Annotated in this window: 21 protein-coding genes and 1 pseudogene; 10 read left to right on the top strand and 12 right to left on the bottom strand. The window is 70.8% G+C overall.

The window, feature by feature from the left end:
* Positions 1-55 precede the first annotated feature (55 nt).
* The 7 genes from OG252_RS32020 to iolC all read right to left on the bottom strand — a co-directional run bounded on the left by OG252_RS32020 (position 56) and on the right by iolC (position 9,926).
* Positions 56-919 carry an ABC transporter permease gene (locus tag OG252_RS32020; protein WP_329340422.1) on the bottom strand — a complete coding sequence of 288 codons (864 nt, stop codon included), beginning with the start codon at positions 917-919 and terminating at the stop codon, positions 56-58.
* On the bottom strand, positions 916-3,561 hold the full coding sequence (locus OG252_RS32015; RefSeq protein WP_329340420.1) for an alpha/beta fold hydrolase: 2,646 nt from the start codon (positions 3,559-3,561) through the stop codon (positions 916-918). Before OG252_RS32015 ends, OG252_RS32020 begins: the two co-directional genes overlap by 4 nt.
* A gap of 289 nt (positions 3,562-3,850) precedes the next feature.
* Complete coding sequence (gene mmsA / locus OG252_RS32010; RefSeq protein WP_266439346.1) at positions 3,851-5,353, bottom strand: CoA-acylating methylmalonate-semialdehyde dehydrogenase; 1,503 nt, start codon at positions 5,351-5,353, stop codon at positions 3,851-3,853.
* A 14-nt stretch (positions 5,354-5,367) separates the two neighbouring features.
* Complete coding sequence (gene iolD / locus OG252_RS32005) at positions 5,368-7,245, bottom strand: 3D-(3,5/4)-trihydroxycyclohexane-1,2-dione acylhydrolase (decyclizing) (RefSeq protein WP_266439345.1); 1,878 nt, start codon at positions 7,243-7,245, stop codon at positions 5,368-5,370.
* The gene (gene iolB, locus OG252_RS32000; protein WP_266439344.1) at positions 7,242-8,066 is read right to left on the bottom strand and encodes a 5-deoxy-glucuronate isomerase; all 825 of its coding nucleotides are present in this window, start codon (positions 8,064-8,066) and stop codon (positions 7,242-7,244) included. Before iolB ends, iolD begins: the two co-directional genes overlap by 4 nt.
* Positions 8,067-8,073: 7 nt before the next feature.
* A complete protein-coding gene (locus OG252_RS31995) occupies positions 8,074-8,964 on the bottom strand; it encodes a Cgl0159 family (beta/alpha)8-fold protein (protein WP_266439343.1) in 891 nt (296 codons plus the stop codon).
* Entirely contained in the window at positions 8,961-9,926 is a 966-nt protein-coding gene (gene iolC / locus OG252_RS31990) for a 5-dehydro-2-deoxygluconokinase (protein WP_329340417.1), read from the bottom strand. The genes OG252_RS31995 and iolC overlap by 4 nt, the downstream gene beginning before the upstream one ends.
* Before the next feature lie 126 nt (positions 9,927-10,052).
* Here iolC and OG252_RS31985 point away from each other — a divergent pair, with 126 nt between their 5' ends.
* The 3 genes from OG252_RS31985 to OG252_RS31975 all read left to right on the top strand — a co-directional run bounded on the left by OG252_RS31985 (position 10,053) and on the right by OG252_RS31975 (position 12,654).
* Entirely contained in the window at positions 10,053-10,970 is a 918-nt protein-coding gene (locus OG252_RS31985) for a sugar phosphate isomerase/epimerase family protein (protein ID WP_329340415.1), read from the top strand.
* Positions 10,971-11,257: 287 nt separating this feature from the next.
* On the top strand, positions 11,258-12,088 hold the full coding sequence (locus tag OG252_RS31980) for a helix-turn-helix domain-containing protein (RefSeq protein ID WP_266448480.1): 831 nt from the start codon (positions 11,258-11,260) through the stop codon (positions 12,086-12,088).
* Positions 12,089-12,453: 365 nt separating this feature from the next.
* Positions 12,454-12,654 (top strand): helix-turn-helix transcriptional regulator, encoded by a 201-nt coding sequence (locus OG252_RS31975; protein WP_266439339.1) that lies wholly within the window; start codon positions 12,454-12,456, stop codon positions 12,652-12,654.
* A gap of 98 nt (positions 12,655-12,752) precedes the next feature.
* On the opposite strand, the gene OG252_RS31970 is transcribed toward OG252_RS31975, so the two are convergent.
* The gene (locus OG252_RS31970) at positions 12,753-13,796 is read right to left on the bottom strand and encodes a zinc-dependent alcohol dehydrogenase family protein (protein WP_329340413.1); all 1,044 of its coding nucleotides are present in this window, start codon (positions 13,794-13,796) and stop codon (positions 12,753-12,755) included.
* Between the two features lie 44 nt (positions 13,797-13,840).
* Positions 13,841-16,051, bottom strand: coding sequence for an MMPL family transporter (locus OG252_RS31965; RefSeq protein WP_266439336.1), 2,211 nt, complete (start codon positions 16,049-16,051; stop codon positions 13,841-13,843).
* Positions 16,052-16,175: 124 nt separating this feature from the next.
* Between OG252_RS31965 and OG252_RS31960 the strand changes: the two genes are divergently transcribed.
* Both OG252_RS31960 and OG252_RS31955 read left to right on the top strand, forming a co-directional pair.
* Complete coding sequence (locus OG252_RS31960; protein WP_266439335.1) at positions 16,176-16,871, top strand: TetR/AcrR family transcriptional regulator; 696 nt, start codon at positions 16,176-16,178, stop codon at positions 16,869-16,871.
* A gap of 101 nt (positions 16,872-16,972) precedes the next feature.
* A complete protein-coding gene (locus OG252_RS31955; RefSeq protein WP_266439334.1) occupies positions 16,973-17,212 on the top strand; it encodes a heavy-metal-associated domain-containing protein in 240 nt (79 codons plus the stop codon).
* Between the two features lie 975 nt (positions 17,213-18,187).
* Here the strand turns inward: OG252_RS31955 and OG252_RS31950 are convergent.
* The 3 genes from OG252_RS31950 to OG252_RS31940 all read right to left on the bottom strand — a co-directional run bounded on the left by OG252_RS31950 (position 18,188) and on the right by OG252_RS31940 (position 22,348).
* Complete coding sequence (locus OG252_RS31950) at positions 18,188-19,477, bottom strand: citrate synthase (RefSeq protein ID WP_266439333.1); 1,290 nt, start codon at positions 19,475-19,477, stop codon at positions 18,188-18,190.
* Between the two features lie 212 nt (positions 19,478-19,689).
* Positions 19,690-21,933 (bottom strand): SF1B family DNA helicase RecD2, encoded by a 2,244-nt coding sequence (recD2, locus tag OG252_RS31945; protein ID WP_329340410.1) that lies wholly within the window; start codon positions 21,931-21,933, stop codon positions 19,690-19,692.
* A gap of 49 nt (positions 21,934-21,982) precedes the next feature.
* Positions 21,983-22,348, bottom strand: coding sequence for a hypothetical protein (locus tag OG252_RS31940; protein WP_266439330.1), 366 nt, complete (start codon positions 22,346-22,348; stop codon positions 21,983-21,985).
* A gap of 198 nt (positions 22,349-22,546) precedes the next feature.
* On the opposite strand from OG252_RS31940, the gene OG252_RS31935 reads away from it, so the two are divergent.
* From OG252_RS31935 to cas5, 5 genes and pseudogenes are all read left to right on the top strand, one after another.
* Positions 22,547-23,587, top strand: coding sequence for a LacI family DNA-binding transcriptional regulator (locus OG252_RS31935; RefSeq protein WP_329340407.1), 1,041 nt, complete (start codon positions 22,547-22,549; stop codon positions 23,585-23,587).
* On the top strand, positions 23,584-23,820 hold the full coding sequence (locus tag OG252_RS31930) for a hypothetical protein (RefSeq protein WP_266439326.1): 237 nt from the start codon (positions 23,584-23,586) through the stop codon (positions 23,818-23,820). The genes OG252_RS31935 and OG252_RS31930 overlap by 4 nt, the downstream gene beginning before the upstream one ends.
* Positions 23,817-24,719 carry a ribokinase gene (locus OG252_RS31925; protein WP_329340405.1) on the top strand — a complete coding sequence of 301 codons (903 nt, stop codon included), beginning with the start codon at positions 23,817-23,819 and terminating at the stop codon, positions 24,717-24,719. The genes OG252_RS31930 and OG252_RS31925 overlap by 4 nt, the downstream gene beginning before the upstream one ends.
* A gap of 269 nt (positions 24,720-24,988) precedes the next feature.
* Positions 24,989-25,307: pseudogene (locus OG252_RS31920) on the top strand (RbsD/FucU domain-containing protein).
* A gap of 390 nt (positions 25,308-25,697) precedes the next feature.
* On the top strand, positions 25,698-25,769 hold the full coding sequence (gene cas5, locus OG252_RS52395) for a CRISPR-associated protein Cas5 (RefSeq protein ID WP_354006257.1): 72 nt from the start codon (positions 25,698-25,700) through the stop codon (positions 25,767-25,769).
* Positions 25,770-26,044: the final 275 nt, after the last annotated feature.

Raw genomic sequence — 26,044 nt, 5'->3', positions numbered from 1 at the left:
CTCGAAGAGGGCACGGAAGGCGGCCGTCGAGACCGGTAGGTGATCCTCCGGTGACCTAGGACACCACGTCCTTGCGGGCGAAACCCCGGAAGGCCAGCGCGAACAGCACCACGGCGTACGTTATGGAAACGGCCGTGCCCTGGATCATGCCGGACCACTCGGCGTTCGGCTGGATGGCGTCGGCCCAGGCGAACTGCCAGTGCGCGGGCAGGAAGTCGCGCCAGTCGCCGAGGGCCGTCACGGCGTCCAGGACGTTGCCGACGATGGTCAGGCCGACCGCGCCGCCGACCGCGCCGAGCGGGGCGTCCGTCTTGGTCGACAGCCAGAACGCGAGCCCGGCCGTGACCAGTTGGGACACGAAGATGAACGCCACGACCACCACGAGCCGCTGCGCGGCCGTGCCCGGGGCGAGCGAACCGCCGGTGGGGATCTCCAGGGAGCCCCAGCCGTAGGCGGCCGTGCCGACGACCAGTGCCATCACCGGCAGCAGGATCATCGCGGCCAGGCTGAGGCCGAGCCCGACGACGAGCTTGGACCACAGCAGCCGGGCGCGCGGCACCGGAGCGGCGAGGAGATAGCGCAGGGAGGACCAGCTGGCCTCCGAGGCGACCGTGTCCCCGCAGAACAGGGCGACCGGGACGACCAGCAGGAAGCCCGCGGACACGAACAGGTTCACGGCGGCGAAGTTGGCGCCGGAGGCCGTCGCCGTGTCCATCAGCGTGATCCGGTTGCCCTCCGCGTCCGGCTCGCCGCCGATGGCGAACGCGATGACCAGGACGAACGGCAGGGCGGCGAGGATGCCGCCCATGACCAGGGTGCGGCGCCGCTTCAGCTGGCGGACCAGCTCCACCCGGAGGGGAAGCGTGCGGCCCGCGCGGTAACCAGAGGCGACCTCTGGGCGCTCGACGAGCGTGCTCATGCGGAGCCTCCGATCAGGGTGAGGAAGGCGTCTTCCAGGCGGCGGTGCGGGCCCACCGATTCGACGGGCACTTCGAGCCGGACGAGTTCGACGACCAGGCTCCGTGCGCTGCCGTCGGCGCCGAGGCGGACCAGGAGTCCGTCGTCGGTGCGCACGGCCGAGACCACGCCCGGCAGCGCGGCGATCTTCTCGACGACCGGCTCCTCCACGGGTGTTCCGGTGCCGACGAGCAGGGTGTCGCCGGAGCCGATGATCTCCTGGACCGGACCGGCCTGGACGAGCCTGCCCCGGTCCATCACCACGAGGTGCGTGCAGGACTGCTCGACCTCGGCCAGCAGGTGGCTGGAGACGATCACCGTGCGCCCTGCGGCCGCGTACCGGATCATCACCTCGCGCATCTCGCGGATCTGCGGCGGGTCGAGGCCGTTCGTCGGCTCGTCGAGGATGAGCAGGTCGGGCATGCCCAGCATGGCCTGGGCTATGGCCAGGCGCTGCCGCATGCCCTGCGAGTACGTGCGCACCGCGCGGGCCAGCGCGTCACCGAGGCCCGCGATCTCCAACGCCTCGTCCAGGTGGGCGTCCTCGGCCGGGCGGCCGGTCGCCGCCCAGTACAGCTCCAGGTTCTCCCGGCCGGACAGGTGCGGCAGGAAGCCCGCGCCCTCGACGAAGGCGCCGACCCGGGACAGCACCGGGGCGCCCGGGCCGATCGCCCGGCCGAAGACGCGGATCTCCCCGTCGTCCGGCTTGATCAGGCCCATCAGCATCCGCAGGGTGGTCGTCTTGCCCGCGCCGTTCGGGCCCAGCAGGCCGAGGACCTGGCCCTTCTCCACGCGGAAGGACAGCTCCTTGACGGCGTACCGGTCCGCCGACTTGGCGTACCGCTTGCTCAGGTCCGTTATCTGCAGGGGGACCTCGGCGAGCTCCGGGTCCGGAGGCGACGCCGAGGTACGGCGACGGCCGGTCAGCAGCAGGGCCAGGGCGATCACCGCGCCCGCCAGCGGCAGCCACCACACCCACGCGGGCAGCGGAGCGGCCGCGGTCGCCACGCCGGGGGCGGTCGGCACCTCCAGGTCGCCCTTCAGGGAGACGGTGTACGTCGCCGGGGTGGTCGGAGAGGCGTACCCGAGGTCGGTCGAGGCGAGGACCAGGCGCAGCCGGTGGCCCTGCTCGACGTCGTGGTCGATGGCGGGCAGCGTGATCGTCACGTCCTTGCCGGCCTTGGCGCCCTCGACCCTGAGGGGCGTGACCAGCTGGGAGGGCAGCACCTGCTGGGTGCCGCCCGGGCCGACGTCGTACACCTTCCCGAAGAGGACGGCGTCGTCGCCGGTGGACTTGACGTGGACGGTGACCGTCGGCGATCCGGTGATGCGGACGTCGTCGGCGACGGGCGCCGAGTCGAAGCGGGCGAACTGGCCCGGGAAGTCCAGCGAGACCCCGACACCGAGCGAGGAGAGCTGGGAGAGGCCGCCACCGCCGAGGCCGGGCAGGGCCGAGACGGCGGGCGGGTTGGCGCCCGCCGGGTTGGCGAAGCTCTGCTCGCGGCCGGTCAGGGCGAAGGACTTGCGTCCGCTCTCCAGCCCCGGGTACGTGTCGTCGCTCGCGCCCCGCAGCAGTGCCTGGCCGTCGGTGGAGTCGACGCCTCCGGTGCGGGTGACGCGGAAGGCGGGGCCGGTGTCGGTGCCCTTGTCGTCCTTCAGGTACCGGTCGAACCAGGACTGCACGCGGGCCTGGACGCGGCTGGTCTCCATGTCGCCGCCGTCATGGCCGCCCGCGATCCAGTCGACGTCGACCGGGGCGCCGTTGGCGCGGATCGCCTTCGCCGCCGCGTCGGCCTGGCCGAGCGGGAAGAGAGAGTCGGTCTGGCCCTGCATGAGGAGCGTGGGCACCTTGATGCGGTCACCGACGGCGGACGGCGACCGCTCCTCCAGGAGCTCGACGGCCTGCGCGTCCGGGGTGCCGGACTCGGCGACCCGCTCGTACATCTGGCAGATCTGGGTCTCGAACCTCTCGCAACCGCCGCCGGAGTTGACGAAGATGCCCGCCCAGAGCTTCTTGAACACGCCGTTCGGGAAGAGGGCGTCGGCGAGGTTCCAGTACGTGATCGCCGGGGCGATGGCGTCCACCCGGTCGTCGTACCCGGCGGTCTCCAGCGCGATCGCGCCGCCGTAGGACGCGCCCGCCATGCCCACGCGCGGGTCGCCGGTCTTGTCCAGCTCGACCTGCGGCTGCTTCGCCAGCCAGTCGATGAGCTTGCGGACGTCGGCGACCTCGCCCTTCGGGCCGTTGAGCCCGATCTTGCCGGTGGACCTGCCGAAGCTGCGCGCCGACCAGGTCAGGACCGCGTACCCGTCCCGGGCGAGGTCCTGGGCCTGCTGTCGTACGTCGTTCTTGCTGCCGCCGAAGCCGTGGGCGAGGAGGACGGCGGGGCGGCGTCCGGCCTCGGTCGAGGTGAAGTACGAGGTGTCGATGCGCACGCCGTTGAAGGCCATGACCTGGTCAGCCTGACGCACCGCGGGGGCGTTGTCGTCGGCGACGGTCGTCCATGTCCCGGCGCCGGCGAGCACTACGACGGCGGCCGCGGCGGCGCCGAGCCGTCGCGGCCCCCTCAGTAGGCCTCGCAGCCGGGGCAGTCGAAGATCCATGCGTCAACGGTACGGGGTGAAACTGTCGGGAAGTTATCGACCGGGGGGTGAACTGTGGGCCATCCCACTGGGGTACGGGGCCGATTCTGTGTACCGCGTCCGTGGTACGGCGGCTGAGAGCTCGGGGGGTTCTGTTGTCAGCCGAGTGCGGGCTCGTTGTGGCTGGTCGCGCAGTTCCCCGCGCCCCTTAGGTCTGCTGGTCCGCCGACTTGATACAAGCCACCGTGAGTTGCGGCACATCAGAAAAAACGGGGCCGTCCGTATGTCGGACGGCCCCTTAACGGTCGGCTCAGTGGTTGCGCGGGAAGCCCAGGTCGACGCCTGCCGGGGCGTCCGCCGGGTCGGGCCAGCGGGTGGTGACGACCTTGCCGCGGGTGTAGAAGTGCGTGCCGTCGTTGCCGTAGATGTGGTGGTCGCCGAAGAGCGAGTCCTTCCAGCCACCGAAGGAGTGGTAGCCGACGGGGACCGGGATCGGGACGTTCACGCCGACCATGCCGGCCTCGATCTCCATCTGGAAGCGGCGGGCGGCGCCGCCGTCCCGTGTGAAGATCGCGGTGCCGTTGCCGAACGGCGAGCTGTTGATGAGGGCCACGCCGTCGTCGTACGTGTCGACGCGCAGCACGCACAGCACCGGGCCGAAGATCTCGTCCTGGTAGGCCTTCGCGCTGGTCGGCACCTTGTCGAGGAGCGAGATGCCGATCCAGTGGCCGTCCTCGAAGCCGTCGACCGTGTAACCGGTGCCGTCCAGGACGACCTCGGCGCCCTCGGCCGCCGCGCCCTCAACGTAGGAGGCCACCTTGTCGCGGTGGACGGCGGTGATCAGCGGGCCCATCTCGGACGTCGGGTCGTTGCCGGGGCCGATCTTGATCTTCTCGGCGCGCTCGCGGATCTTGTCGACCAGCTCGTCGCCGATCGCGCCGACCGCGACCACGGCCGAGATGGCCATGCAGCGCTCACCGGCCGAGCCGTAGGCCGCGCTCACCGCAGCGTCCGCCGCCGCGTCGAGGTCGGCGTCCGGGAGGACCAGCATGTGGTTCTTGGCGCCGCCCAGGGCCTGGACGCGCTTGTGGTTCGCCGAGGCGGTGGTGTGGATGTGGCGGGCGATCGGGGTCGAACCGACGAAGGAGATCGCCTTGACGTCCGGGTGCTCCAGGAGGCGGTCGACGGCCACCTTGTCGCCGTGCACGACGTTGAAGACGCCGTCCGGCAGCCCGGCCTCCGCGAGCAGCTCGGCGATCTTCAGCGACGCCGACGGGTCCTTCTCGGACGGCTTCAGCACGAACGTGTTGCCGCACGCGATGGCCATCGGGAACATCCACATCGGGACCATCGCCGGGAAGTTGAACGGCGTGATGCCGGCCACGACCCCCAGCGGCTGGCGGATGGACGAGACGTCCACGCGGCTCGCGACCTGCGTCGACAGCTCGCCCTTCAGCTGCACGTTGATGCCGCAGGCCAGGTCCACGATCTCCAGGCCGCGCGCGACCTCGCCCAGCGCGTCGCTGTGCACCTTGCCGTGCTCGGCGGTGATCAGCTCGGCGATGGCGTCGCGGTTGGCGTCCAGCAGGGCGCGGAAGCGGAAGAGGATCTCCGTGCGCTTGGCGAGCGAGGACTGGCCCCAGGTCGCGTAGGCGTCCTTGGCGGCGGCGACCGCGGCGTCCACCTCCTCGACGGAGGCGAACGCGACCTTCGTGGTGACCGCGCCGGTAGCGGGGTCGGTGACCGGCCCGTACGTACCCGACGCGCCTTCGACGGTCTTGCCGCCGATCCAGTGGTTGACGATCTTCGTCATGACCGAGTACTCCTTCACAGATGGCGGCGTCGGGTGGAGACGTGCCGTTCGTACAGCTCACGTGCCTTCACCGCGGACGGTCGGGTCGCGGTTTCGGCCACAGGTACATCCCACCAGGCCTGCGCCGGCGGCGGGCCCGACACTGTGTCTGCCGTTTCCGTCTCGACGTAGACACATGTGGGAGTGTCGGCCGCCCGGGCCTCCGCGAGCGCCGCTCGCAGGTCCCGCACGGTCTTCGCGCGCAGCACGCGCATGCCCAGGCTCGCCGCGTTGGCGGCGAGGTCGACGGGGAGCGGCGCCCCCGTGTACGTACCGTCCTCGGACTGGTAGCGGTACGCGGTACCGAACCGCTCGCCGCCCACCGACTCGGACAGGCCGCCGATGGACGCGTAGCCGTGGTTCTGGACGAGGAGCATCTTGATCGCGATCCCCTCCTGTACGGCCGTCACGATCTCCGTCGGCATCATGAGATAGGTGCCGTCGCCGACCAGCGCCCAGACAGGCCGGTCAGGTGCCGCCATCTTCACGCCGATGGCGGCCGGGATCTCGTAGCCCATGCAGGAGTAGCCGTACTCCAGGTGGTACTGGTCCCGGGAGCGCGCCCGCCACATCTTGTGCAGGTCGCCGGGGAGCGAACCGGCCGCGTTGATGATCACGTCCGTGTCGTCGACCAGGGCGTCGAGCGCGCCGAGCACCTGGGACTGCGTCGGGCGTATGTCCGGCTCCTCCGCCTCGTAGCAGGCGTCGACGCGCTGCTCCCAGCGCTCCTTGTCCTCGGTGTACTCGCGGACGTACGTGTCCGGGACCCGGTGTCCGTGCATGCCCAGGGACTGGGTGAGCTCCTGGAGGCCGCTGCGGGCGTCCGCGACGAGCGGCATCCCGGCGAGCTTGTGGCCGTCGTACGGGGCGATGTTGAGGTTGAGGAAGCGCACGCCCGGGTGTTCGAAGAGGGTGCCGGAGGCGGTGGTGAAGTCGGTGTAGCGGGTGCCGACGCCGATCACCAGGTCGGCCAGGCGGGCGAGTTCGTCGGCGGTCGCGGTGCCGGTGTGGCCGACGCCGCCGACGTCCTGGGGGTGGTCGTAGCGCAGGGAGCCCTTGCCGGCCTGGGTGGAGGCGACGGGGATGCCGGTGGCCGCGGCGAACTCGGCGAGGGCCTCCTCGGCGCGGCTGTGGTGCACGCCGCCGCCCGCGATCAGCAGGGGGCGCTCGGCCGTCCTGATCGCCTCGACCGCCTCGGCGAGTTCGGTCGGGTCGGCGCCCGGACGTCGTACGACCCAGGTGCGCTCGGCGAAGAACTCGTCGGGCCAGTCGTAGGCCTCGGCCTGGACGTCCTGCGGGAGCGCGAGGGTGACCGCGCCCGTCTCCACCGGGTCGGTGAGCACCCGCATGGCCTGCAGGGCGGCCGGGATCAGGGCCTCCGGACGGGTGACGCGGTCGAAGTACCTCGACACCGGGCGCAGGCAGTCGTTGACCGACACATCGCCCGCGTACGGCAGTTCCAGCTGCTGGAGGACCGGGTCCGCGACCCGGGTGGCGAAGGTGTCGCCGGGGAGCAGCAGGACCGGGATGTGGTTGATCGTGGCGAGGGCGGCACCGGTGACCAGGTTGGTCGCGCCGGGGCCGATGGAGGTCGTGACCGCGTGGGTGGACAGGCGGTTCGACTGCCGCGCGTAACCGACCGCCGCGTGCACCATGGACTGCTCGTTGCGGCCCTGGTGGTACGGCATCTCGTCGGCGTACTCCACGAGCGCCTGGCCGAGCCCGGCGACGTTCCCGTGGCCGAAGATGCCCCAGGTCGCGCCGATCAGCCGCTGTCGTACGCCGTCGCGTTCCGTGTACTGGGCGGCGAGGAAGCGGACAAGAGCCTGGGCGACCGTAAGCCTGGTGGTCATCGGTAACCCCCTGTGCTTTCTACGTGGGCCGGGTGGAAGCAGATCCGCCACTCCCGGGTCTCGCCCGGGCCCGCCATGACGTTCAGGTAGTACATGTCGTGGCCGGGCTGGGCGATCGACGGGCCGTGCCATCCGTCGGGGACGAGGACGGCGTCGCCGGAGCGGACCTCCGCGAGGACGTCCGAACCGCCCTCACGGGAAGGGGATACGCGCTGATAGCCGAATCCGTTCGGGCCGTCGATCTCGAAGTAGTAGATCTCCTCCAGCTCCGCTTCCTCGCCCGGCCGGTGCTCGTCGTGCTTGTGCGGCGGGTACGAGGACCAGTTGCCGCCGGGCGTGATCACCTCGACGGCGATCAGCTTGTCGCAGTCGAAGGCGTCCGCCGAGGCGAAGTTGCGGACGTGGCGCAGGCAGTTGCCGCTGCCGCGCTGTTCCTGCGGGACCTCCGGCGCGGGGCCGTAGCGGGCGGGGAGTCGTCGCTCGCACTTCGCTCCTGCCAAAGCAAAGCGGCCGCCCGCGCCGGAGGCGATCTGTGCCCGGGCGTCACGGGGCACGTACGCGAAGTCGCTGACTCCGCTGAACACGCTTTCCCGGCCCAGGAGTTGGAACTCGCCACCCTCTGTTTGTACGGTACATCCGCCTTCCAGCGGGAGGACGATCCACTCGCTGTCCCCGGCGTCGAAGGCGTGCGTACCGCCCGCCTCCAGTTCGACGATCCGCAGGCTGCTATGGGTCCAGCCGGCCCGCTTGGGGTCGATGTCCACGGCGTACTCGGCGCCGGTCGTGGCGCCCTTCGCGAGGTAGAGGTCGTTGCTCGTCATGCGGCCCTCACAACAGTCCTACGGCGGTGTCCACGGCGGCGGCCACGTCGCCGTCCGCCGGGTACAGCAGGGAACGGCCGACCACCAGACCGCGCACGGTGGGCAGTTTCAGGGCGCCCCGCCACTTCTCGTACGCCCCGGCCTGCTCCTCGACGGTGCCCCCGACCTCGCCGCCCAGCAGCACGGCGGGCAGCGTGGAGGTCGCCATGACCTCGGCCATGTCGTCGGGGTTCTCGGTGACCGGCACCTTCAGCCAGGTGTAGGCCGAACTGCCGCCGAGCCCGGAGGCGATGGCGATCGACTTCGTGACGGCCTCGGCGGAGAGATCGTTGCGGAGTCTGCCCTCGGCGGAGCGTGCGCTGATGAACGGCTCGACGAAGACGGGGAGCCGGCGCGCGGCCATGTCGTCGATGGCGCGGGCCGTGGACTCCAGGGTGGTGAGGGAGCCCGGGTCGTCGTAGTCGATGCGCAGGAGCAGCTTGCCCGCGTCGAAGCCGAGCCGCTCGATGTCCTCGGGGCGGTGGCCGGTGAAGCGGTCGTCGAGTTCGAAGCTGGCGCCCTGGAGGCCGCCGCGGTTCATCGAGCCCATGACGACCTTGCCGTCGAGGGCGCCGAGCAGCAGCAGGTCGTCCAGGATGTCGGCCGTGGCGAGGACGCCGTCCACGCCGGGGCGGCTGAGCGCCAGGCAGAGGCGTTCGAGCAGGTCGACGCGGTTGGCCATGGCGAACTTGCGGTCGCCGACCCCGAGGGCGCCGCGGGCCGGGTGGTCGGCGGCGACGATCATCAGCCGGCCCTCGTCGTTGAGGAGCGACCGGCGGGGGCGGCGGGCTGCGGCCTCGGCCACGGCCTCGGGGTGCAGGGTGCGGAGACGGACGAGCTCCGCGATGTCGACGCTCACGTGACGGCTCCCGCCGCGAGGGCCGCTGTCACTTCGTCCGGTGTGGGCATCGCGGAAGAGCACTCCAGGCGGGAGGCGACGATGGCACCGGCCGCGTTGGCGTGCCGCATGATCTTCTCCAGGTCCCAGCCCTCCAGCAGGCCGTGGCAGAGGGAGCCGCCGAAGGCGTCGCCGGCGCCGAGGCCGTTGAGGACGGTCACCGGGAGCGGCGGGACCTCGGCGGACTCGCCCTTGCTGTTGACGGCGAGGACGCCCTTCGGGCCCTGCTTGACTACGGCGAGTTCCACACCGGCGTCGAGCAGTGCGCGGGCGGCGGCGTGCGGCTCGCGCACTCCGGTCGCCACCTCGACCTCGTCGAGGTTGCCGACGGCGACGGTGGTGTGGCGCAGGGCCTCTTCGTAGAAGGGGCGGGCGGACTCGGGACCCGTCCAGGCTGTGCTGTTCCAAAACATGGGACGCCAGTCCAGGTCGAAGACCGTCGTGCCGGCCTTGGCCCGGTGGGCGAGGGCCGCCAGGGTCGCCGTACGGCTGGGCTCCTCGCTCAGCCCGGTGCCGGTGACCCAGAAGATGCGGGCCTCGCGGATGGCGTCCAGGTCCAGCTCGTGGGCGTCGATCTCGAGGTCGGGCGCCTTGGGCCGACGGTAGAAGTACAGCGGGAAGTCGTCCGGCGGGAAGACCTCGCAGAAGGTGATCGGGGTCTGCAGGCCGGGGACCGGGGTGATCCAGCGGTCGTCGACGCCGAAGCCCCGCAGCTCCTCGTGCAGGTAGGTGCCGAACGGGTCGTCGCCGGTACGCGTGATCACCGCCGTGTCCCGTCCCAGGCGGGCCGCGGCGACCGCGACGTTCGTGGCGGAGCCGCCGAGGAACTTGCCGAAGGACGTCACCTGCGGCAGCGGGACGCCCGTCTGCAGCGGATAGAGGTCCACTCCTATCCGCCCCATGGTGATCAGGTCGTACGCCATCGAGTTCCCTTCGTGTCACGGCTCTCCACGGCTTTCTAGCCCCGCACAGTGAGTCCTGTCAATGCTTTGTCCAGACATTCGGACCAGGGCTTGACACCGCCGCTCGCGATCCGCACGCTGGCGGCCATGACGTCGTTGTCACCTCAGACCTCACTGTCCCGCATCCGGATCGGATCGGCCCCCGACTCCTGGGGCGTCTGGTTCCCGGACGATCCCCAGCAGGTGCCCTGGCAGCGCTTCCTCGACGAGGTCGCGCAGTCCGGCTACGAGTGGATCGAGCTGGGCCCCTACGGCTATCTGCCGACCGACCCCGCCGTCCTCACCGAGGAGATCTCCCGGCGTGGCCTGAAGGTGTCGGCCGGCACGGTCTTCACCGGCCTGCACCACGGCGAGGCCGTGTGGGAGAAGACCTGGGCGCATGTCGCGGACAACGCGCTCCTGGCCCAGGCGATGGGGGCATCCCACCTGGTGGTCATCCCGTCCTTCTGGCGGGACGACAAGACCGGCGAGGTGCTGGAGCCGGACACGCTCACGCCCGAGCAGTGGCGCAACCTCAGCTCGCTGACCGAGCGGCTGGGGCGTCGGGTGCGCGAGGAGTACGGCCTGCGGATCGTCGTCCACCCGCACGCCGACACCCACATCGACAGCGAGGAGAACGTCGTCCGCTTCCTGGACGGCACCGACTCCTCGCTGGTGTCCCTGTGCCTGGACACCGGGCACTACGCGTACTGCGGCGGCGACAGCGTCAAGCTCATCGAGACCTACGGCGAGCGGATCGGGTACCTGCACCTCAAGCAGGTCGACCCGGAGATCCTGGCGGACGTGCGGGCCAACGAGGTGCCGTTCGGGCCGGCGGTCGCACGCGGGGTGATGTGCGAGCCGCCCGCCGGGGTGCCCGCGCTGGGGCCCGTCCTGGAGGCCGCGCAGAAGCTGGACGTCGATCTGTTCGCGATCGTCGAGCAGGACATGTACCCGTGCGAGCCGGACCGGCCGCTGCCGATCGCGCAGCGGACGCGGGCGTTCTTGAGGTCGTGCGGGGCATAGCCCTCCGGGGGTGGGACGGGGCGCCTACGGGGGTGCCGGGTGCTGTGGGTGTGCGGGTGCGGCATGTATGTGGCTTGTCGCGCCGTTCCCCGCGCCCCTGGCGGCGCCGGCCACGCCGTAGCACCATGGAGCCCTCCCTGCAGGCGGCGCGGGTGGTGCGGATGGCGGCTGGTGCGGTACAGGTCCGGTCCGGACAGGGGCCAGGTGGCTCCTGGGAGTTCGCCCTCGCCCCGCCCCATCCTCGACTGCGGCCCGGCGTGATGAGCTACCGCGGGGTGCGGCTGGCGATGGACCGGCCCCGGCGCCGGCTGGAGACGCCCATCGGCGCGGCGACGCTGCTGCTGGGCTTCGACCAGCCGGTACGCATCTCACGGGCCGGCCGGCCCACGGCCACCCTCGTGTCGGTCTACTGCGGGCCCACGACCACACCGGCCGTCGGCGAGCACGCCGGACGGCTGTCCGGCGTCGAGGTGCTGCTCACGCCCTGGGCCGCGTTCACCCTCTTCGGCACCCCGCAGTGCGAACTCGCCGACCGCGCCGTCGACCCCGACGACCTTCCGCACGCCCTGGACCGACGCGTCGGCGAACTCTCCGCCGCCCTGGCCGCGTTGCCGACGTGGGAGGACCGTTTCGGGCTGCTCGACGACGTGTTCGCACGCTGGTGGGCGGCCGGTACGCCGTGTTCGGCCCGGGTGGTGCGGGCCTGGTCGGAGCTGGTGCGCACGGGTGGCTCGATGCCGGTACGACGGCTCGCCGAGGAGGTCGGCTGGAGCGTACGGCACCTGGAGAACCGTTTCCGGGAGCAGATCGGGCTGGGCCCGAAGGCGGCGGCACGGGTGCTGCGGTTGCAGCGGGCGCGGCGGCTGCTGGCGGCGGGACGGGGCCAGGCGGAGACGGCCGCGGTCTGCGGGTTCTACGACCAGGCGCATCTGAGCGGCGAGTTCAAGGCGATGACGGGGTGCACACCGAGGGAGTTCACAGCGGCCCGGCAGGTACCGGTCCAGGTGCCCTCCGGGTCCGGGGCACCGGCGATCGACCGGGTGCCGGGCGAGGCGACGAGTCTTGTCCTCGCATCCGGACGAAGTGCGGATTTTTCCAAGACCGCCGGACCTCGCTGACGGCACGCTGTGCGTCCCGGACGATCGACCGGGAGCCGCGCCGGGGGGATGCGGGGAAACGGCGGGCCGGACCCGACGCAGCGGGTCCGGCCCGCCTTCTGCGGTGTCTCCGTCCGCCGTATGTCAACGCGCCCCGCCCATGAGCCCGCGTACGCCTTTGCGTCACCTCTGTCACAAACACCCCCTTCGTGTCACACATGTCGCGTGTACGCGGGTCTTGCGTCACACCCGGCCCACAGGCCCTGCCCAGCTCTGACTCGCCGTCGTTCACCGGGCACAGGCTTTGTGATCGCCAGCGCAGTGCCCGGCTCCCCCGGACGGCCGCCCCCGGTCGTCGCCGCGGTACTCGCAGGGAGGTGCAACCCATGACCGACCGAAGGCTCTGGTCCTACAAGGACATCGCGGCGCACATCCGGGTGCAGCCCGACACCGTGCGCTCGTACCGCAAACACGGGCTGCTGCCGCCCCCCGACCACGTCGAGGGCGGCAAGCCCTACTGGTACGCGGACACGGTCCGGGCCTGGGTGGCGTCCCGCCCGGGGAACCGGGGCCGCCGAGAGGCCTGAGCACCGCGGGCTTCGCCGCGGGAAACAACCTGTACTCCACATGCTCCACATGCGGGTGGGGCACAGCCCTCCCATGAACCTCCCCGACAGGGCCGCTGTCAGCTCCACGGCTCGATGACCGTCACCCCCGCCCCCGGCGCCGTCCCCATCGCGGCCAGCGCCGCCGGTACCGCGGCCAGCGTGATCGTGGACGTGACCAGCAGGTCGGGCCGCAGCACTCCGGCCCGGACCAGTTCCAGCATCGGCGGGTAGGTGTGCGCGGCCATGCCGTGGCTGCCGAGGAGTTCCAGTTCCAGGCCGATCGCGCGGGCCATCGGCACAGGTGTCGTGCCGGTCGATGACGGCAGCAGGCCGACCTGGACGTGACGGCCGCGGCGGCGCAGGCCGTTCACGGAGGCCGCGCAGGTGGCGGGCGAGCCGAGGGCGTCGAGGGAGAGCTCCGCGCCGCCGCCGGTCAGCTCGCGGACGGCCGCCGCGGTGTCCTCGGTGCGGGACGCGTCCACGCACTCCGTGGCGCCGAACTTCCGCGCCAGGTCCAGGGCCCGGGGCGACACGTCGACCGCGACGACCCGCGCCCCCGACGCCGCCGCGATCATCACCGCGGACAGGCCTACGCCCCCGCAGCCGTACACCGCGACCCACTCCCCCGACGCCACCCGGCCCTGCTGCACCACCGCCCGGAACGCCGTGGCGAACCGGCAGCCGAGGGAGGCGGCCGTCGCGAAGGACATCTCCTCCGGTACGGCGACGAGGTTCACGTCGGCGTGGTCCAGCGCCACGTACTGGGCGAAGGAGCCCCAGTGGGTGAAGCCCGGCTGGGTCTGCCGCTCGCACACCTGCTGGTCACCCGCCGCACAGGACGGGCAGCTCCCGCAGGCGCACACGAAGGGCACGGTCACGCGATCGCCGGGGCGCCAGCCGGTCACCCGGGTGCCCACCGCCTCGACGACACCGGCGAGTTCGTGCCCCGGCACATGCGGCAGCGTGATGTCCGGGTCGTGCCCCTGCCAGCCGTGCCAGTCGCTGCGGCACAGTCCCGTCGCCTCGACCCGCACCACGACCCCGTGCTCCGCGGGCTCCGGGTCCGCCACCTCCCGCACCTCGGCCGGCTCCCCGTACCGCTCGAACACCACAGCCCGCATACGCCCGCCTTCGCTCCTGCGCCGATCCCCTTGCCGGCAGAACGCTAGCCGCGCGCCGCCACCTTGTCCCGGTCCTCTTCCACGGCCGACGTGGATCCCGCGCCGCCCTCGCTCAGTCCGAACCGCTCGTGGAACCGCCTGAGCGGCCCCGGGGCCCACCAGGTCGCCCGGCCCGTGAGCCGCATGACCGCCGGGACCAGGAGGCTGCGGACGATCATCGCGTCCATCAGGACCGCCAGGGCGATGCCCAGGCCGAGCATCTTGGTGTTGGTCACCCTGGACGTGCCGATCGCGACCATCACCACGGCGAGGATGACCGCGGCCGCCGTGATCAGCCCGCCCGTGCGCTGCAGCCCGTGCCGGACCGCCTGGTCGTGGTCGCCCGTCTTGTCGTACTCCTCCTTGATGCGGGAGAGCAGGAAGACTCCGTAGTCCATCGACAGTCCGAAGGCCACGCAGAACATCAGGACCGGCAGGGTCGTCTCTATGGAGCCGGGGCTGGTGAAGCCGAGCAGGCCGGACAGATGGCCGTCCTGGAAGACCCAGACCACCGCGCCGAACATCGCCGTCAGACTGAGCGCGTTGAGCACGACCGCCTGGATCGGTATCAGCACGCTGCCTGTCAGCAGGAACACCAGGAGCAGGGTGACGATCACGATGAAGGCGCCCGCTAGGGGCAGTTGCTCGGCTATCGCGTCCTTGGAGTCGACCAGGACGGCGGCCGTGCCGGTCACCTTGGTGTCGAAGGGGGCGTCCGTGGCTCGCAGTTCGTCCACCAGGCGCTGGGCCGGGTCGTCGACCGCCTCGCCCTTCGGCAGCACCGTGAAGTACGCCGAGTCGCCCTTGACGAGCGGGCCGTCGACCCGCTGCACCTCGGACAGGCCGGCGATCCGCTCCTTGTACGCGGCGTACTGCGCCTCGGTCGCCCGCCCTTCGGCGAGGACTTCGAGGCCGCCGCCGGGGCTGCCCGGGAAGCCGTCCCTGATGTGCTGCTGCACGACGTGGGACTCGGCGCTGGAGGGCAGTTGGCGGTCGTCGGCGGTGCCGAACTTCACGCCCAGGAAGGGCTGTCCGAGCAGGACGAGCACCGCCGTGGTGCCCAGGGCGAAGAAGGGGGCGCGGCGCATGACGAGGCTCGCGGTACGCGCCCAGGCGCCGCTCCCCTCCGCGGCCGCTCGTGGTTGCCTGCCGCGCCGGAACACGCGCCTCAGGTCCAGCGAGTTGACCCGGTGGCCCAGCAGGACCAGGGCCGCCGGCAGCAGGATCAGCGCGGCCGCCGCGGCCAGCAGGACGACCGCGATACCGGCGTACGCGAAGGACCGCAGGAAGTACTGCGGGAAGAGCATCATCGCCGCCAGTGAGACCGCGACCGTGAGCGCGGAGAAGAGCACGGTGCGGCCGGCCGTGCGCAGGGTGGTGCCGACCGCTGTCAACGGCTCGGCGCCGGCGGACAGTTCCTCGCGGAAGCGGCGGACGATGAAGAGGGCGTAGTCGATGGCGAGGCCTAGCCCCAGGGCCGTGGTGAGGTTCAGTGCGAAGACGGAGACGTCGGTGACCTCGGTGAGGCCGCGCAGCACCGCGTTCGTGCCGAGGATCGCGACGATGCCGATGCCGAGGGGCAGCAGGGCGGCGACCGCGCTGCCGAAGACCATCACCAGCAGTACCAGCGTGACCGGCAGGGCGATCATCTCGGCGCGGGTCAGGTCCTCCTGGATGATCGTCTGCATCTCGTGCCGCACGGCGACCGGGCCGCCGACCTTCACCTCCACCGGGCCGTGCACTCCCCGGTACGAGGGGGCGATGCGGTCCAGGGTCTCGCCCATCTCCTTCTCGTCGCCCGTGATCCGGGCGGCGATCAGCGCCTCGCGGCCGTCCTTCGCGCGCAGGGCGGGTGCGGCGCCGGCCTGCCAGTAGGAACTGACGCCTATGACGCCCTGCTCCCCGGCCAGTCGCCCGGCGAGCCGCTCGGCCTCGGCGGCGACCGCCGGGTCGTCGACCGAGGAGGCGCCCGAGTCCACCAGGAGCAGGAAGTTGGGCTGCGAGTCGGGGAACTCGCGCTCCAGGGCCTTGGTCGCATAGGTCGACTCGGCGTCCGGGTCCTCCCAGCCGCCGGCGCCCAGGCGGTCGGCCACCCCGCTGCCCGCCAGCACGGCGAGCACGGTGAGCACCAGGGCCGCGAGCAGCGACAACCGGGGGCGGGCGGTCACGAATCGGGTCCAGCCTCCGACGCGCGGCGGGCCGTTGACTTCGGTCATCGTGCGGTGTCCCCTTCACCGTGGAACGCATAAACTGGCAAACACGAGAGATCGCTCGCGTTCCACCAGAATGCGAGCGACCGCTCGTGTTTGTCAACCACGTGCGGAGAGTTGGGGAAAACCCGTGCCCGACAGCCCGGAGAAGCAGGCGCCCGAAAGCCAGGGGCAGGATGAACAGCAGGAGCAGCCGCCCCGCCGCCGTCAGGCCCGCGGCGAGCGCCGCATCACCCAACTCCTCGAAGCCGCCGCCACCGTCTTCAGCACCACCGGCTACACGGCCGCCAGCACCAACGCCATCGCCCGCGAGGCGGGCGTCTCGCCGGGCACCCTGTACCAGTTCTTCCCGAACAAGGAAGCGATCGCGATCGAGCTGGGCGACCGGCTCATGCACGAGATGCGGGACACCTACGGCGAGGCGCTCGCGCCGATCGACCCCGTGACCCCGCTGGAGGAGGCCGTCGGCGCGGCCGTCGAGCGGTTCATCGACTTCAACTGCCAGCACCCGGTGTTCTTCGCGCTGATGCACGGCCCCGACGTCCCCGGCCGGATCACCGAGGCGCACGACGCGCTGCACGCCACCCTGCACTCCCGCATCGAGGGCCTGCTCTCCTCGTTCCTGCCGGACGCGTCCCCGGCCGACCTCACGCGTACCGCGCACATGTGCCTGGGCATGTACAAGGCCGGCCTCGAACTGGTCCTCGCCCACGAGGGCGCCGAGCGCGAGGCCTACGTCCAGGAACTGAAGAACGCCCTGGTCCGCTATCTCGACCCGCTGGTCGGGGAGAGACTCGGCCGACCCGACGCCACCACGACCGCCTGACGGGGCGAAGACACGGGGCACGCATCTTTTGTGAATACCCCCTAGGGGTATAGTGTGGCCGTGGAAAGCAGAATTCCACTCGCCCCGACGAGGAGAACGACATGAGCGCCCAGACCGACACCCCGGGTTCCGTCACCGCCGTCTACAAGGTGACCGGCATGAGCTGCGGGCACTGCGAGGGCTCCGTCTCGAGCGAGATCTCCGAGCTCCCCGGCGTCAGCTCGGTGAAGGCCGTCGCCTCGACCGGCGAGGTCACCGTCGTGTCCGCGACGCCGCTCGACGAGGAGTCGGTGCGCGCCGCCGTCGACGAGGCCGGCTTCGAGCTCACCGGCAAGGCCTGAGACCGCCCGCCCGCCCCGGACCGTACCGGCCGACCGTCCGAACCGGTCGTGTACGGTCCGGGGCGCTCTGTTGGGTACGGGCATGTCCGGCACGCACGTTGCCCGCGAGGCCCACGCGGACCCATGGCGAGCCATGAGGTGACCTCAGGACGCCTCCCCCTGAACCTGCCGCACGAGTCGGCCCGCGCCGGCGACGAGGGCGGTCATGACGCTCGTACAGCCGCCGAGGTCCGCCGGGACGGATGCGCACGCGCCGTATCGCCGTCGGACGCGATCAAGGGACCAGCGCCGAGGCCGTGCGCGGCGCGCGACCGACGCCGGTGCGCGGGAGCCTGCGGGTGGCCGCTGACGCGATCCAGACGCCACACAGAACGCCGTCTCGTCCGCGTCCGCTGTGACGAACAGCCTCCGAGCCCGGACATTCGGATGCCGGACCCCCCTGGAGTCCGGCGCCAGCCTCACATAAGCTCTTCACAAGGCTCGCGCATCATCCTTACGCTTGGGTCCCGTTCGCAGTACCCGGCTCTTGCGTACCTAACGGACATATGCAAGAGACGCAGATCACAGTGATGCGAACGTAACCATCGAAGGGGTTCGAAGGTCTAAGTTGACGATGTCAGAAAGCGTCTTGGGGGGCGCTGACTGGCATCTGGGGATGTCTTGGGGGACTTCCTCAGAGATGCGTTGCCGGGGCACGCACACCGGGGAGCTTTGAGCGGCCCTCCCGTCCGTGCGCTGTCCCGGCAGATCGCACACAGCAGTAGTACGACGAGTTCTGCTCGTTTTGCTCAACCGAGCTTCGGCTCACAGCGATTCAGGCGCTGTTTTCTCACAGACGCCCGGCCGGATCCCGTGGGGGGAATCCGCACCGGGACATGGGAAGGCGCCCTGTACGCCGGCCCGTGGGGGGACCGGCGGCAGGGCGCCTTCCGTCATTTCACCAGGCGAAGTCTCCGCGCTGGGCGCCTGCGGCGGTCAGCGCTCCTCGACGGGAATGAAGTCGCGCTCGACGACGCCCGTGTAGATCTGGCGCGGGCGGCCGATGCGGGAGCCGGGCTCCTTGATCATCTCGTGCCACTGGGCGATCCAGCCCGGGAGGCGGCCGAGGGCGAACAGGACCGTGAACATCTCGGTCGGGAAGCCCATGGCGCGGTAGATCAGGCCGGTGTAGAAGTCGACGTTCGGGTAGAGGTTGCGCGAGACGAAGTAGTCGTCGGAGAGCGCGTGCTCCTCCAGCTTGAGCGCGATGTCCAGCAGCTCGTCGGACTTGCCGAGGGCGGACAGCACGTCGTGCGCGGCGGCCTTGATGATCTTGGCGCGCGGGTCGAAGGACTTGTACACCCGGTGGCCGAAGCCCATCAGGCGGACGCCGTCCTCCTTGTTCTTCACCTTGCGGATGAAGGAGTCGACATCGCCGCCGTTGGCCTGGATGCCCTCCAGCATCTCCAGGACGGACTGGTTGGCGCCGCCGTGCAGCGGGCCCCACAGGGCGTTGATGCCGGCCGAGATCGAGGCGAACATGTTCGCCTGCGAGGAGCCGACCAGGCGGACCGTGGACGTCGAACAGTTCTGCTCGTGGTCCGCGTGCAGGATCAGCAGCTTGTCGAGCGCGGAGACGACGACCGGGTCGAGGTCGTACTCCTGGGCCGGGACCGAGAAGGTCATGCGCAGGAAGTTCTCGACGTAGCCGAGGTCGTTGCGCGGGTAGACGAACGGGTGGCCGATCGACTTCTTGTACGCGTACGCCGCGATCGTCGGAAGCTTGGCGAGCAGCCGGATCGTCGAGAGGTTGCGCTGCTTCTCGTCGAACGGGTTGTGGCTGTCCTGGTAGAACGTCGACAGCGCGGAGACGACCGACGACAGCATGGCCATCGGGTGGGCGTCGCGCGGGAAGCCGCGGTAGAAGTTCTTGACGTCCTCGTGCAGCAGGGTGTGCTGCGTGATGTCGTTCCGGAAGACGGTGAGCTCGTCGACGGTGGGCAGCTCACCGTTGATCAGCAGGTAGGCGACCTCCAGGAACGAGGAGCGCTCGGCCAGCTGCTCGATCGGGTAGCCGCGGTACCGGAGGATGCCCTGCTCACCGTCGAGATAGGTGACGGCGGATTTATAGGCGGCGGTGTTCCCGTAACCGCTGTCCAACGTCACCAGACCGGTCTGGGCGCGGAGCTTCCCGATGTCGAAGCCCTTGTCGCCGACGGTGCTGTCGATCACCGGGTAGGTGTACTCACCGTCGCCGTACCGCAGTACTACAGAGTTGTCGCTCACGTCATCCCTCACCGACGTTGTGCCTCTTCTTCGAGGTTGCCCTGACTGTCTCTACCATCCCCCATTTGGCGCAGGAGAGTGCACTCGGGGTCGACCATTGGGCGTATCGGCGGCACTGAGTGCCGCCAACTCGCCCATCCTGCCCCTCCTCAACCCGCTTCCGGAAGAGCTCTGTGACCCACATGACTCATTTGATCGATCATTTTTTGCGGTCACAGTCCCGAGAGCCGGAAGTCGAGTGCCGTGCAGCGGCGTCCCGCGGACACCGTGCGCACCGCCTGGCCGATCGCTTTGCGTGAACCGACGAGGACGACCAGCTTCTTGGCCCGGGTGACCGCCGTGTACAGCAGGTTCCGCTGGAGCATCATCCAGGCACTGGTGGTGACCGGGATCACCACGGCCGGATACTCGCTCCCCTGGGAACGGTGGATGGTCACCGCGTACGCGTGGGCCAGTTCGTCCAGTTCGTCGAATTCGTACGGCACCTCCTCGTCCTCGTCGGTCAGCACCGTGAGGCGCTGGTCGACCGGGTCGAGCGAGGTGACCACGCCCACGGTGCCGTTGAAGACACCGTTGGTGCCCTTCTCGTAATTGTTGCGAATCTGGGTGACCTTGTCGCCGACCCGGAAGACCCTGCCGCCGAACCTCTTCTCCGGCAGTTCGGGGCGGCCCGGGGTGATGGCCTGCTGGAGCAGACCGTTGAGGTTGCCCGCGCCGGCGGGGCCGCGGTGCATGGGCGCGAGCACCTGGACGTCCCGGCGGGGGTCGAGGCCGAACTTGGCCGGAATCCGCCGTGCCGCCACGTCCACGGTGAGCCGGCCGACCTCCTCCGTGTCGTCCTCGACGAAGAGGAAGAAGTCCTTCATGCCGTCGGTGACGGGGTGCTGCCCGGAGTTGATCCGGTGCGCGTTGGTCACGACGCCGGACTGCTGGGCCTGGCGGAACACGCGCGTGAGGCGCACGGCCGGGATCGGGCCGCCCTGGGCGAGCAGGTCGCGCAGCACCTCGCCGGCGCCGACGCTGGGAAGCTGGTCGACGTCCCCGACGAAGAGGAGATGGGCGCCCGGGGGCACCGCCTTCACCAGCTTGTTCGCGAGCAGCAGGTCGAGCATCGAGGCCTCGTCGACCACCACCAGGTCCGCGTCCAGCGGGCGGTCCTTGTCGTAGGCCGCGTCGCCGCCGGGCTTCAGCTCCAGCAGGCGGTGGACGGTGGAGGCGTCGGCGCCGGTGAGCTCTGCCAGGCGCTTGGCGGCACGGCCGGTGGGGGCGGCGAGCACGACCTTGGCCTTCTTGGCGCGGGCCAGCTCCACGATCGAGCGGACCGTGAAGGACTTGCCGCAGCCGGGGCCGCCGGTGAGGACGGCGACCTTCTTGCTGAGCGCCAGCTTGACGGCGGCCTCCTGCTCGGGGGCGAGCTCGGTCCCGGTGCGCGAGGCGAGCCAGCCCATCGCCTTGTCCCAGGCCACGTCCTGGAAGCCGGGCATCCGGTCCTGGTCGGTGCGCAGCAGACGCAACAGCTGGGCGGAGAGGGAGAGTTCGGCGCGGTGGAAGGGGACGAGATAGACCGCGGTCACGGGGGCGCCGTCCGGACCGGGCACCTTCTCCCGCACGACCCCTGGGTCCTCGCCCTCCTCCCGGGGTGCCGCGAGCTCGGCGAGGCACTCGATGACCAGGCCGGTGTCGACCTGGAGGAGCTTGACCGCGTCGGCGATCAGCTGTTCCTCGGGGAGGTAGCAGTGGCCCTGGTCGGTGGACTGCGAAAGGGCGTACTGGAGGCCCGCCTTGACGCGCTCCGGGCTGTCGTGCGGGATGCCGACGGACTGGGCGATCTTGTCGGCGGTGAGGAACCCGATGCCCCAGACGTCGGAGGCCAGCCGGTAGGGCTGGTTCTTCACCACGGAGATGGAGGCGTCGCCGTACTTCTTGTAGATGCGGACCGCGATGGACGTGGACACCTCGACGGTCTGGAGGAAGAGCATGACCTCCTTGATCGCCTTCTGCTCCTCCCAGGCGTCGGCGATCTTCTTGGTGCGCTTGGGGCCCAGGCCCGGGACCTCGATGAGGCGCTTGGGCTCCTCCTCGATGACCTGGAGGGTGTCCAGGCCGAAGTGCTGGGTGATGCGGTCGGCGAAGACCGGGCCGATGCCCTTGACCAGACCCGAGCCGAGGTAGCGGCGGATGCCCTGGACGGTGGCCGGGAGGACGGTCGTGTAGTTCTCGACGGTGAACTGCTTGCCGTACTGCGGATGCGAGCCCCAACGCCCCTCCATCCGCAGGGACTCGCCGACCTGGGCGCCGAGCAGCGCACCGACGACCGTCAGGAGGTCGCCGGCGCCTCGGCCGGTGTCGACCCGAGCGACCGTGTAGCCGTTCTCCTCGTTGGCGTACGTGATCCGCTCCAGTACGCCGTCGAGCACGGCGAGTCGCCGCTCCCCGCTCCCCGTTTCCTGAGCCATGATCCGACGGTACCGCCCGGCACCGACAAGACCGTCCGGCACCGACGAGTCACCCGGCCTGCGCGGCCACGTGGTCGATGACCTTCTGGAAGTCCTCGGTCGGGGAGAACTCCACGAACTCGCAGTCCTCCAGGGCCACCGGGACATGGCCGGGTCCCCAGTAGTACGCCTGACCCGCCTCGTACTCCTCCTCGCCGTCGGCCGTGAGCATCTTCAGCCGCCCCTTCAACAGGTAGCCCCAGTGGGGGCACTGGCACGCGTCGCCGGGCATGCCCTTCAGGGCCGGACCCATGTCCGTGCCCTGCGGCAGGCTGATGTAGCCGACCGACATGCCGCCCCCGATCGGCTTGATGCGCAGCTCCACTCCATCGCCTTCGAGCGCGAGGGGAACGTCGTTCCGAGTCGCCGATGTCATGGGTCCTCCGTTCCGGCCCACCGGGCCCTTGAGGAAACGACTCCGCACATCCAGCCTGAACCGCCCCGGAGCGCCCCGCGACATCACGATCCGGTCTCGGGGTCTTGTTTCCTCTCGTGTAATCGATTCCAATCCTTTCTACGCAGGGATGTAATCGATTCCATGCGCCCATGAGGTCCACAAGGAGGTGGAGCCGCGATGGCGAGCATCAAGGACGTCGCCGGCCAGGCCGGCGTGTCCGTCGCCACGGTCTCGCGTGTCCTGAACGACCATCCGTCGGTCAGCGCGGACGCACGCGCACGCGTGCTGGCCGCCGTCGAGTCGCTGGGCTACCGCCGCAACGCCGTCGCCCGGTCGCTGCGCACCGACCAGACCCACACCCTCGGCCTGGTCATCAGCGACGTGATGAACCCGTACTTCACCGAGCTGGCCCGCTCCGTGGAGGAGGAGGCCCGCGCGCTGGGCTACAGCGTCATCATCGGCAACGCCGACGAGCGGCCGGACCTCCAGGACCACCACGTACGGAACCTGCTGGACCGCCGTATCGACGGCCTCCTCGTCTCCCCCACCGACGGCGGCTCGCCGCTGATGCTCGACGCCGTGCGCGCAGGGACGCCGATGGTCTTCGTGGACCGGTGGATTCCGGGCGTGGAGGTGCCGGTCGTCCGGGCGGACGGGCTGGAGGCCGTGCGCGACCTCGTCGCCCATCTGCACGGCCTCGGTCACCGGCGCCTCGCGATCATCGCGGGGCCGGCGGCGACCACGACCGGTCAGGAGCGTGTGACGGCCTTCAGGGAGGCGCTGCACGCGTACGGTCTCGATCTCCCCGAGGTCTACATCGGCCAGGGCGACTTCCAGGCCGCCAGCGGGCGGCGGGTCACCGAGGGCTTCCTCGACCTGCCTGAGCCGCCCGAGGCCGTCTTCGCCGCGGACAACCTGATGGCCCTGGGCGCGCTGGACGCGATCCGCGCGCGCGGGCTGCGGGTTCCCGAGGACATCGCGCTGGCCGCCTTCGACGACATCCCCTGGTTCGTGCACACCGATCCGCCGATCACCGCGATCGCCCAGCCCACGGGCGAGCTGGGGCGGGCCGCCGTGCGCGCACTGGTCGACCGCATCGAGGGTCGGATCCCCGAGTCCGTCACCCTCCCCGCCCGTCTCGTCGTACGCCGCTCGTGCGGCGAACCGGCCCTTCAAGAGCAGCCCGCACAGTTCCCCGCAAGAAGGAGCCAGTCGTGAGCAACGAGGACGAGTTGCTGCGCATCGAGGGCATACGGAAGACCTTCCCCGGCGTGGTCGCGCTCGACGGCGTCGACTTCGACCTGCGCGGGGTGATCGACCGGAAGAAGACGGAGGCGGATGCCGCCCTCGTCCTGGAGCGGGTCGGCGTGAAACGTGGCCGAGTTCAGCGGCTGACATCACTCAGTTCACCCACTTCACCCACTTCACCCACTAGGGGAGTCCACTCATGAGCGACTACGACCTCCTGGTCGTAGGGTCGGCCAACGCCGACCTGGTGATCGGCGTCGAACGACGCCCCACAGCCGGAGAGACGGTCCTCGGCTCCGACCTGGCCGTCCACCCCGGTGGCAAGGGCGCCAACCAGGCGGTCGCCGCCGCCCGCCTGGGCGCCCGTACGGCCCTGCTGGCCCGGGTCGGCGACGACGCGCACGGCCGGCTGCTGCTCGACTCCCAGCGGGCGGCCGGCGTCGACACGGTGGGCATCCTGGTGGGCGGCGCGCCGACCGGCGTCGCACTGATCACGGTGGATCCGTCCGGCGACAACAGCATCGTGGTCTCGCCGGGCGCGAACGGCCGGCTCACCCCGGCGGACGTACGGGCGGCCGGCAGCCTCTTCCGGGCCTCCCGCGTGGTCTCGACGCAGCTGGAGATCCCGCTGGAGACGGTCGTGGAGGTCGTACGCGCTCTCGCGCCGGGCAGCCGCTTCGTACTGAACCCGTCACCGCCGCGGCCGCTCCCCGCGGAGCTGCTGGCGGCCTGCGACCCGCTGATCGTCAACGAGCACGAGGCGAAGGTGATCCTGGGCGAGGCCTGCGTGAGCGACGTACCGGAGGACTGGGCGCGGATCCTGCTCTCGAAGGGCCCGCGGTCGGTGGTGGTGACGCTGGGCGCGGAGGGGTCGCTGGTGGCGTCCTCGGAGGGCATGACCCGGGTCCCGTCCGTGAAGGTGGCCGCCGTGGACACGACGGGCGCGGGTGACGCGTTCACCGCGGCGCTGGCGTGGCGGCTCGGCGCGGGCTCCTCGCTCGCGGAGGCGGCGGCGTACGCGTCCCGCGTGGGGGCGGCCGCGGTGACGAAGCGGGGCGCCCAGGAGTCGTTCCCCACGGCGGCGGAGGTGGCCTCTCTTTGAATGCTCTCCTCCCTGAAGCGTCCCCTGCCGGGATACCCGTGGCATCCCGGTCCCTCCGAGAGGACCGTACGTACGACGGCCGCACGCGCGTGCCCGATCGCGCAGCCGCCACCCCAACCGGTGATCGCAGGAACGCGCGTTCGTGTCCTTCGGGGTGCCGGACAGCCGTTCAGGGCGCTCCGCGCCCTGAACCGGATACGGCGACGCTCCGCGCCGCAGCGCCCGGATGCGATCCCGCGTGAACGCCGGGGCATCCTCGCAAGAACCAGGTGAAGAAGGCCGGAATCCTCTACCTCCATCTCGCCGACGCCCTCGCCGAGCTGGGCCGAGGGGACGGCGTGCTGGTGTGCGACGCCGGGATGCCGGTACCCGACGGGCCCCGGGTCGTCGACTTCGCCTTCCGCGCCGGGGTGCCGCCCTTCGCCGAGGTACGGCCTCGGTCACCGACATCACGAGGACCTCGCTGATGTCGCGGCCGCCGAGGTGGTACGGCTCAAGGAGCTGTCGGGGGACGCGCGTCTGGTCGTACGGACCGGGGAGGCACGGCCGCAGGCGAACGTGCTGCTGCGGTGCGGGGTCTTTTTCTGAGCCACCGGTGATCATGGCCGCGAAAACCTTCGAGGGGGCTCGGTCCGCAGACCGCGCCCCCTCGGGTTTCCCCTCCACATCAGAACCCCCGCGATCCCCCCAGATCCCCCTCCGAGAAGTCCTGATGCCAAGTACGACCCGCGGGGTGGGGGGAGGGTTGTACGGGATCCTCAAGATTTTTTCGCTTGAAGAGTCGTCGTCCGGGAGAGCGAGTGCACACTGCCCGACGGGGGCGGCTACTGGCGACGATGGCGCGCTCCCCGGCTCTCGGCGACCCGGCTGACGTCCCGCAGGGACTCGGCAAGGCAACGGGCGAGGTAGCGCAGCTCGCCATGGGACACATCCCGCCCAGCCAGGAGTTCCGCGGCATGGCCGAGGAGGGCACCGGCCATGGCGAGTTGGACGCATTCGGTCTCGTCGGCAAGGCGTGAGACGTACCCCGTGCCGTCGCCTACGACGTAGCAGGGCTTGCCCTCCGAACCCCGCCAGGGCAACAGACGTGGGGCCAACCCCTCGCATCCCGTGCCGCTCACCGGCCGCTCCCCACGCGAGGGAAGAACACCGAACCGACACCTACCCCACGAACCTCGGGCGCTTTGCCGGCGGCCCGGCCGACGTGCGGGCACGAGTACGGGCAGACAGGCGACGCGGACTTTGTGCGGCGGCGCCCGCGCGCCGCGGGGAGCAACCTCAGCAGCTGCTTGAAGAGTCGGGTAATGGCGGCGACCACGTCGACC

Source organism: Streptomyces sp. NBC_01352, assembly GCF_036237295.1.
Taxonomy (GTDB): Bacteria; Actinomycetota; Actinomycetes; order Streptomycetales; family Streptomycetaceae; genus Streptomyces; species Streptomyces plumbiresistens.
Note: the sequence above shows the minus strand (reverse complement) of the source record. Positions and strands in the feature narration are given on the sequence as shown.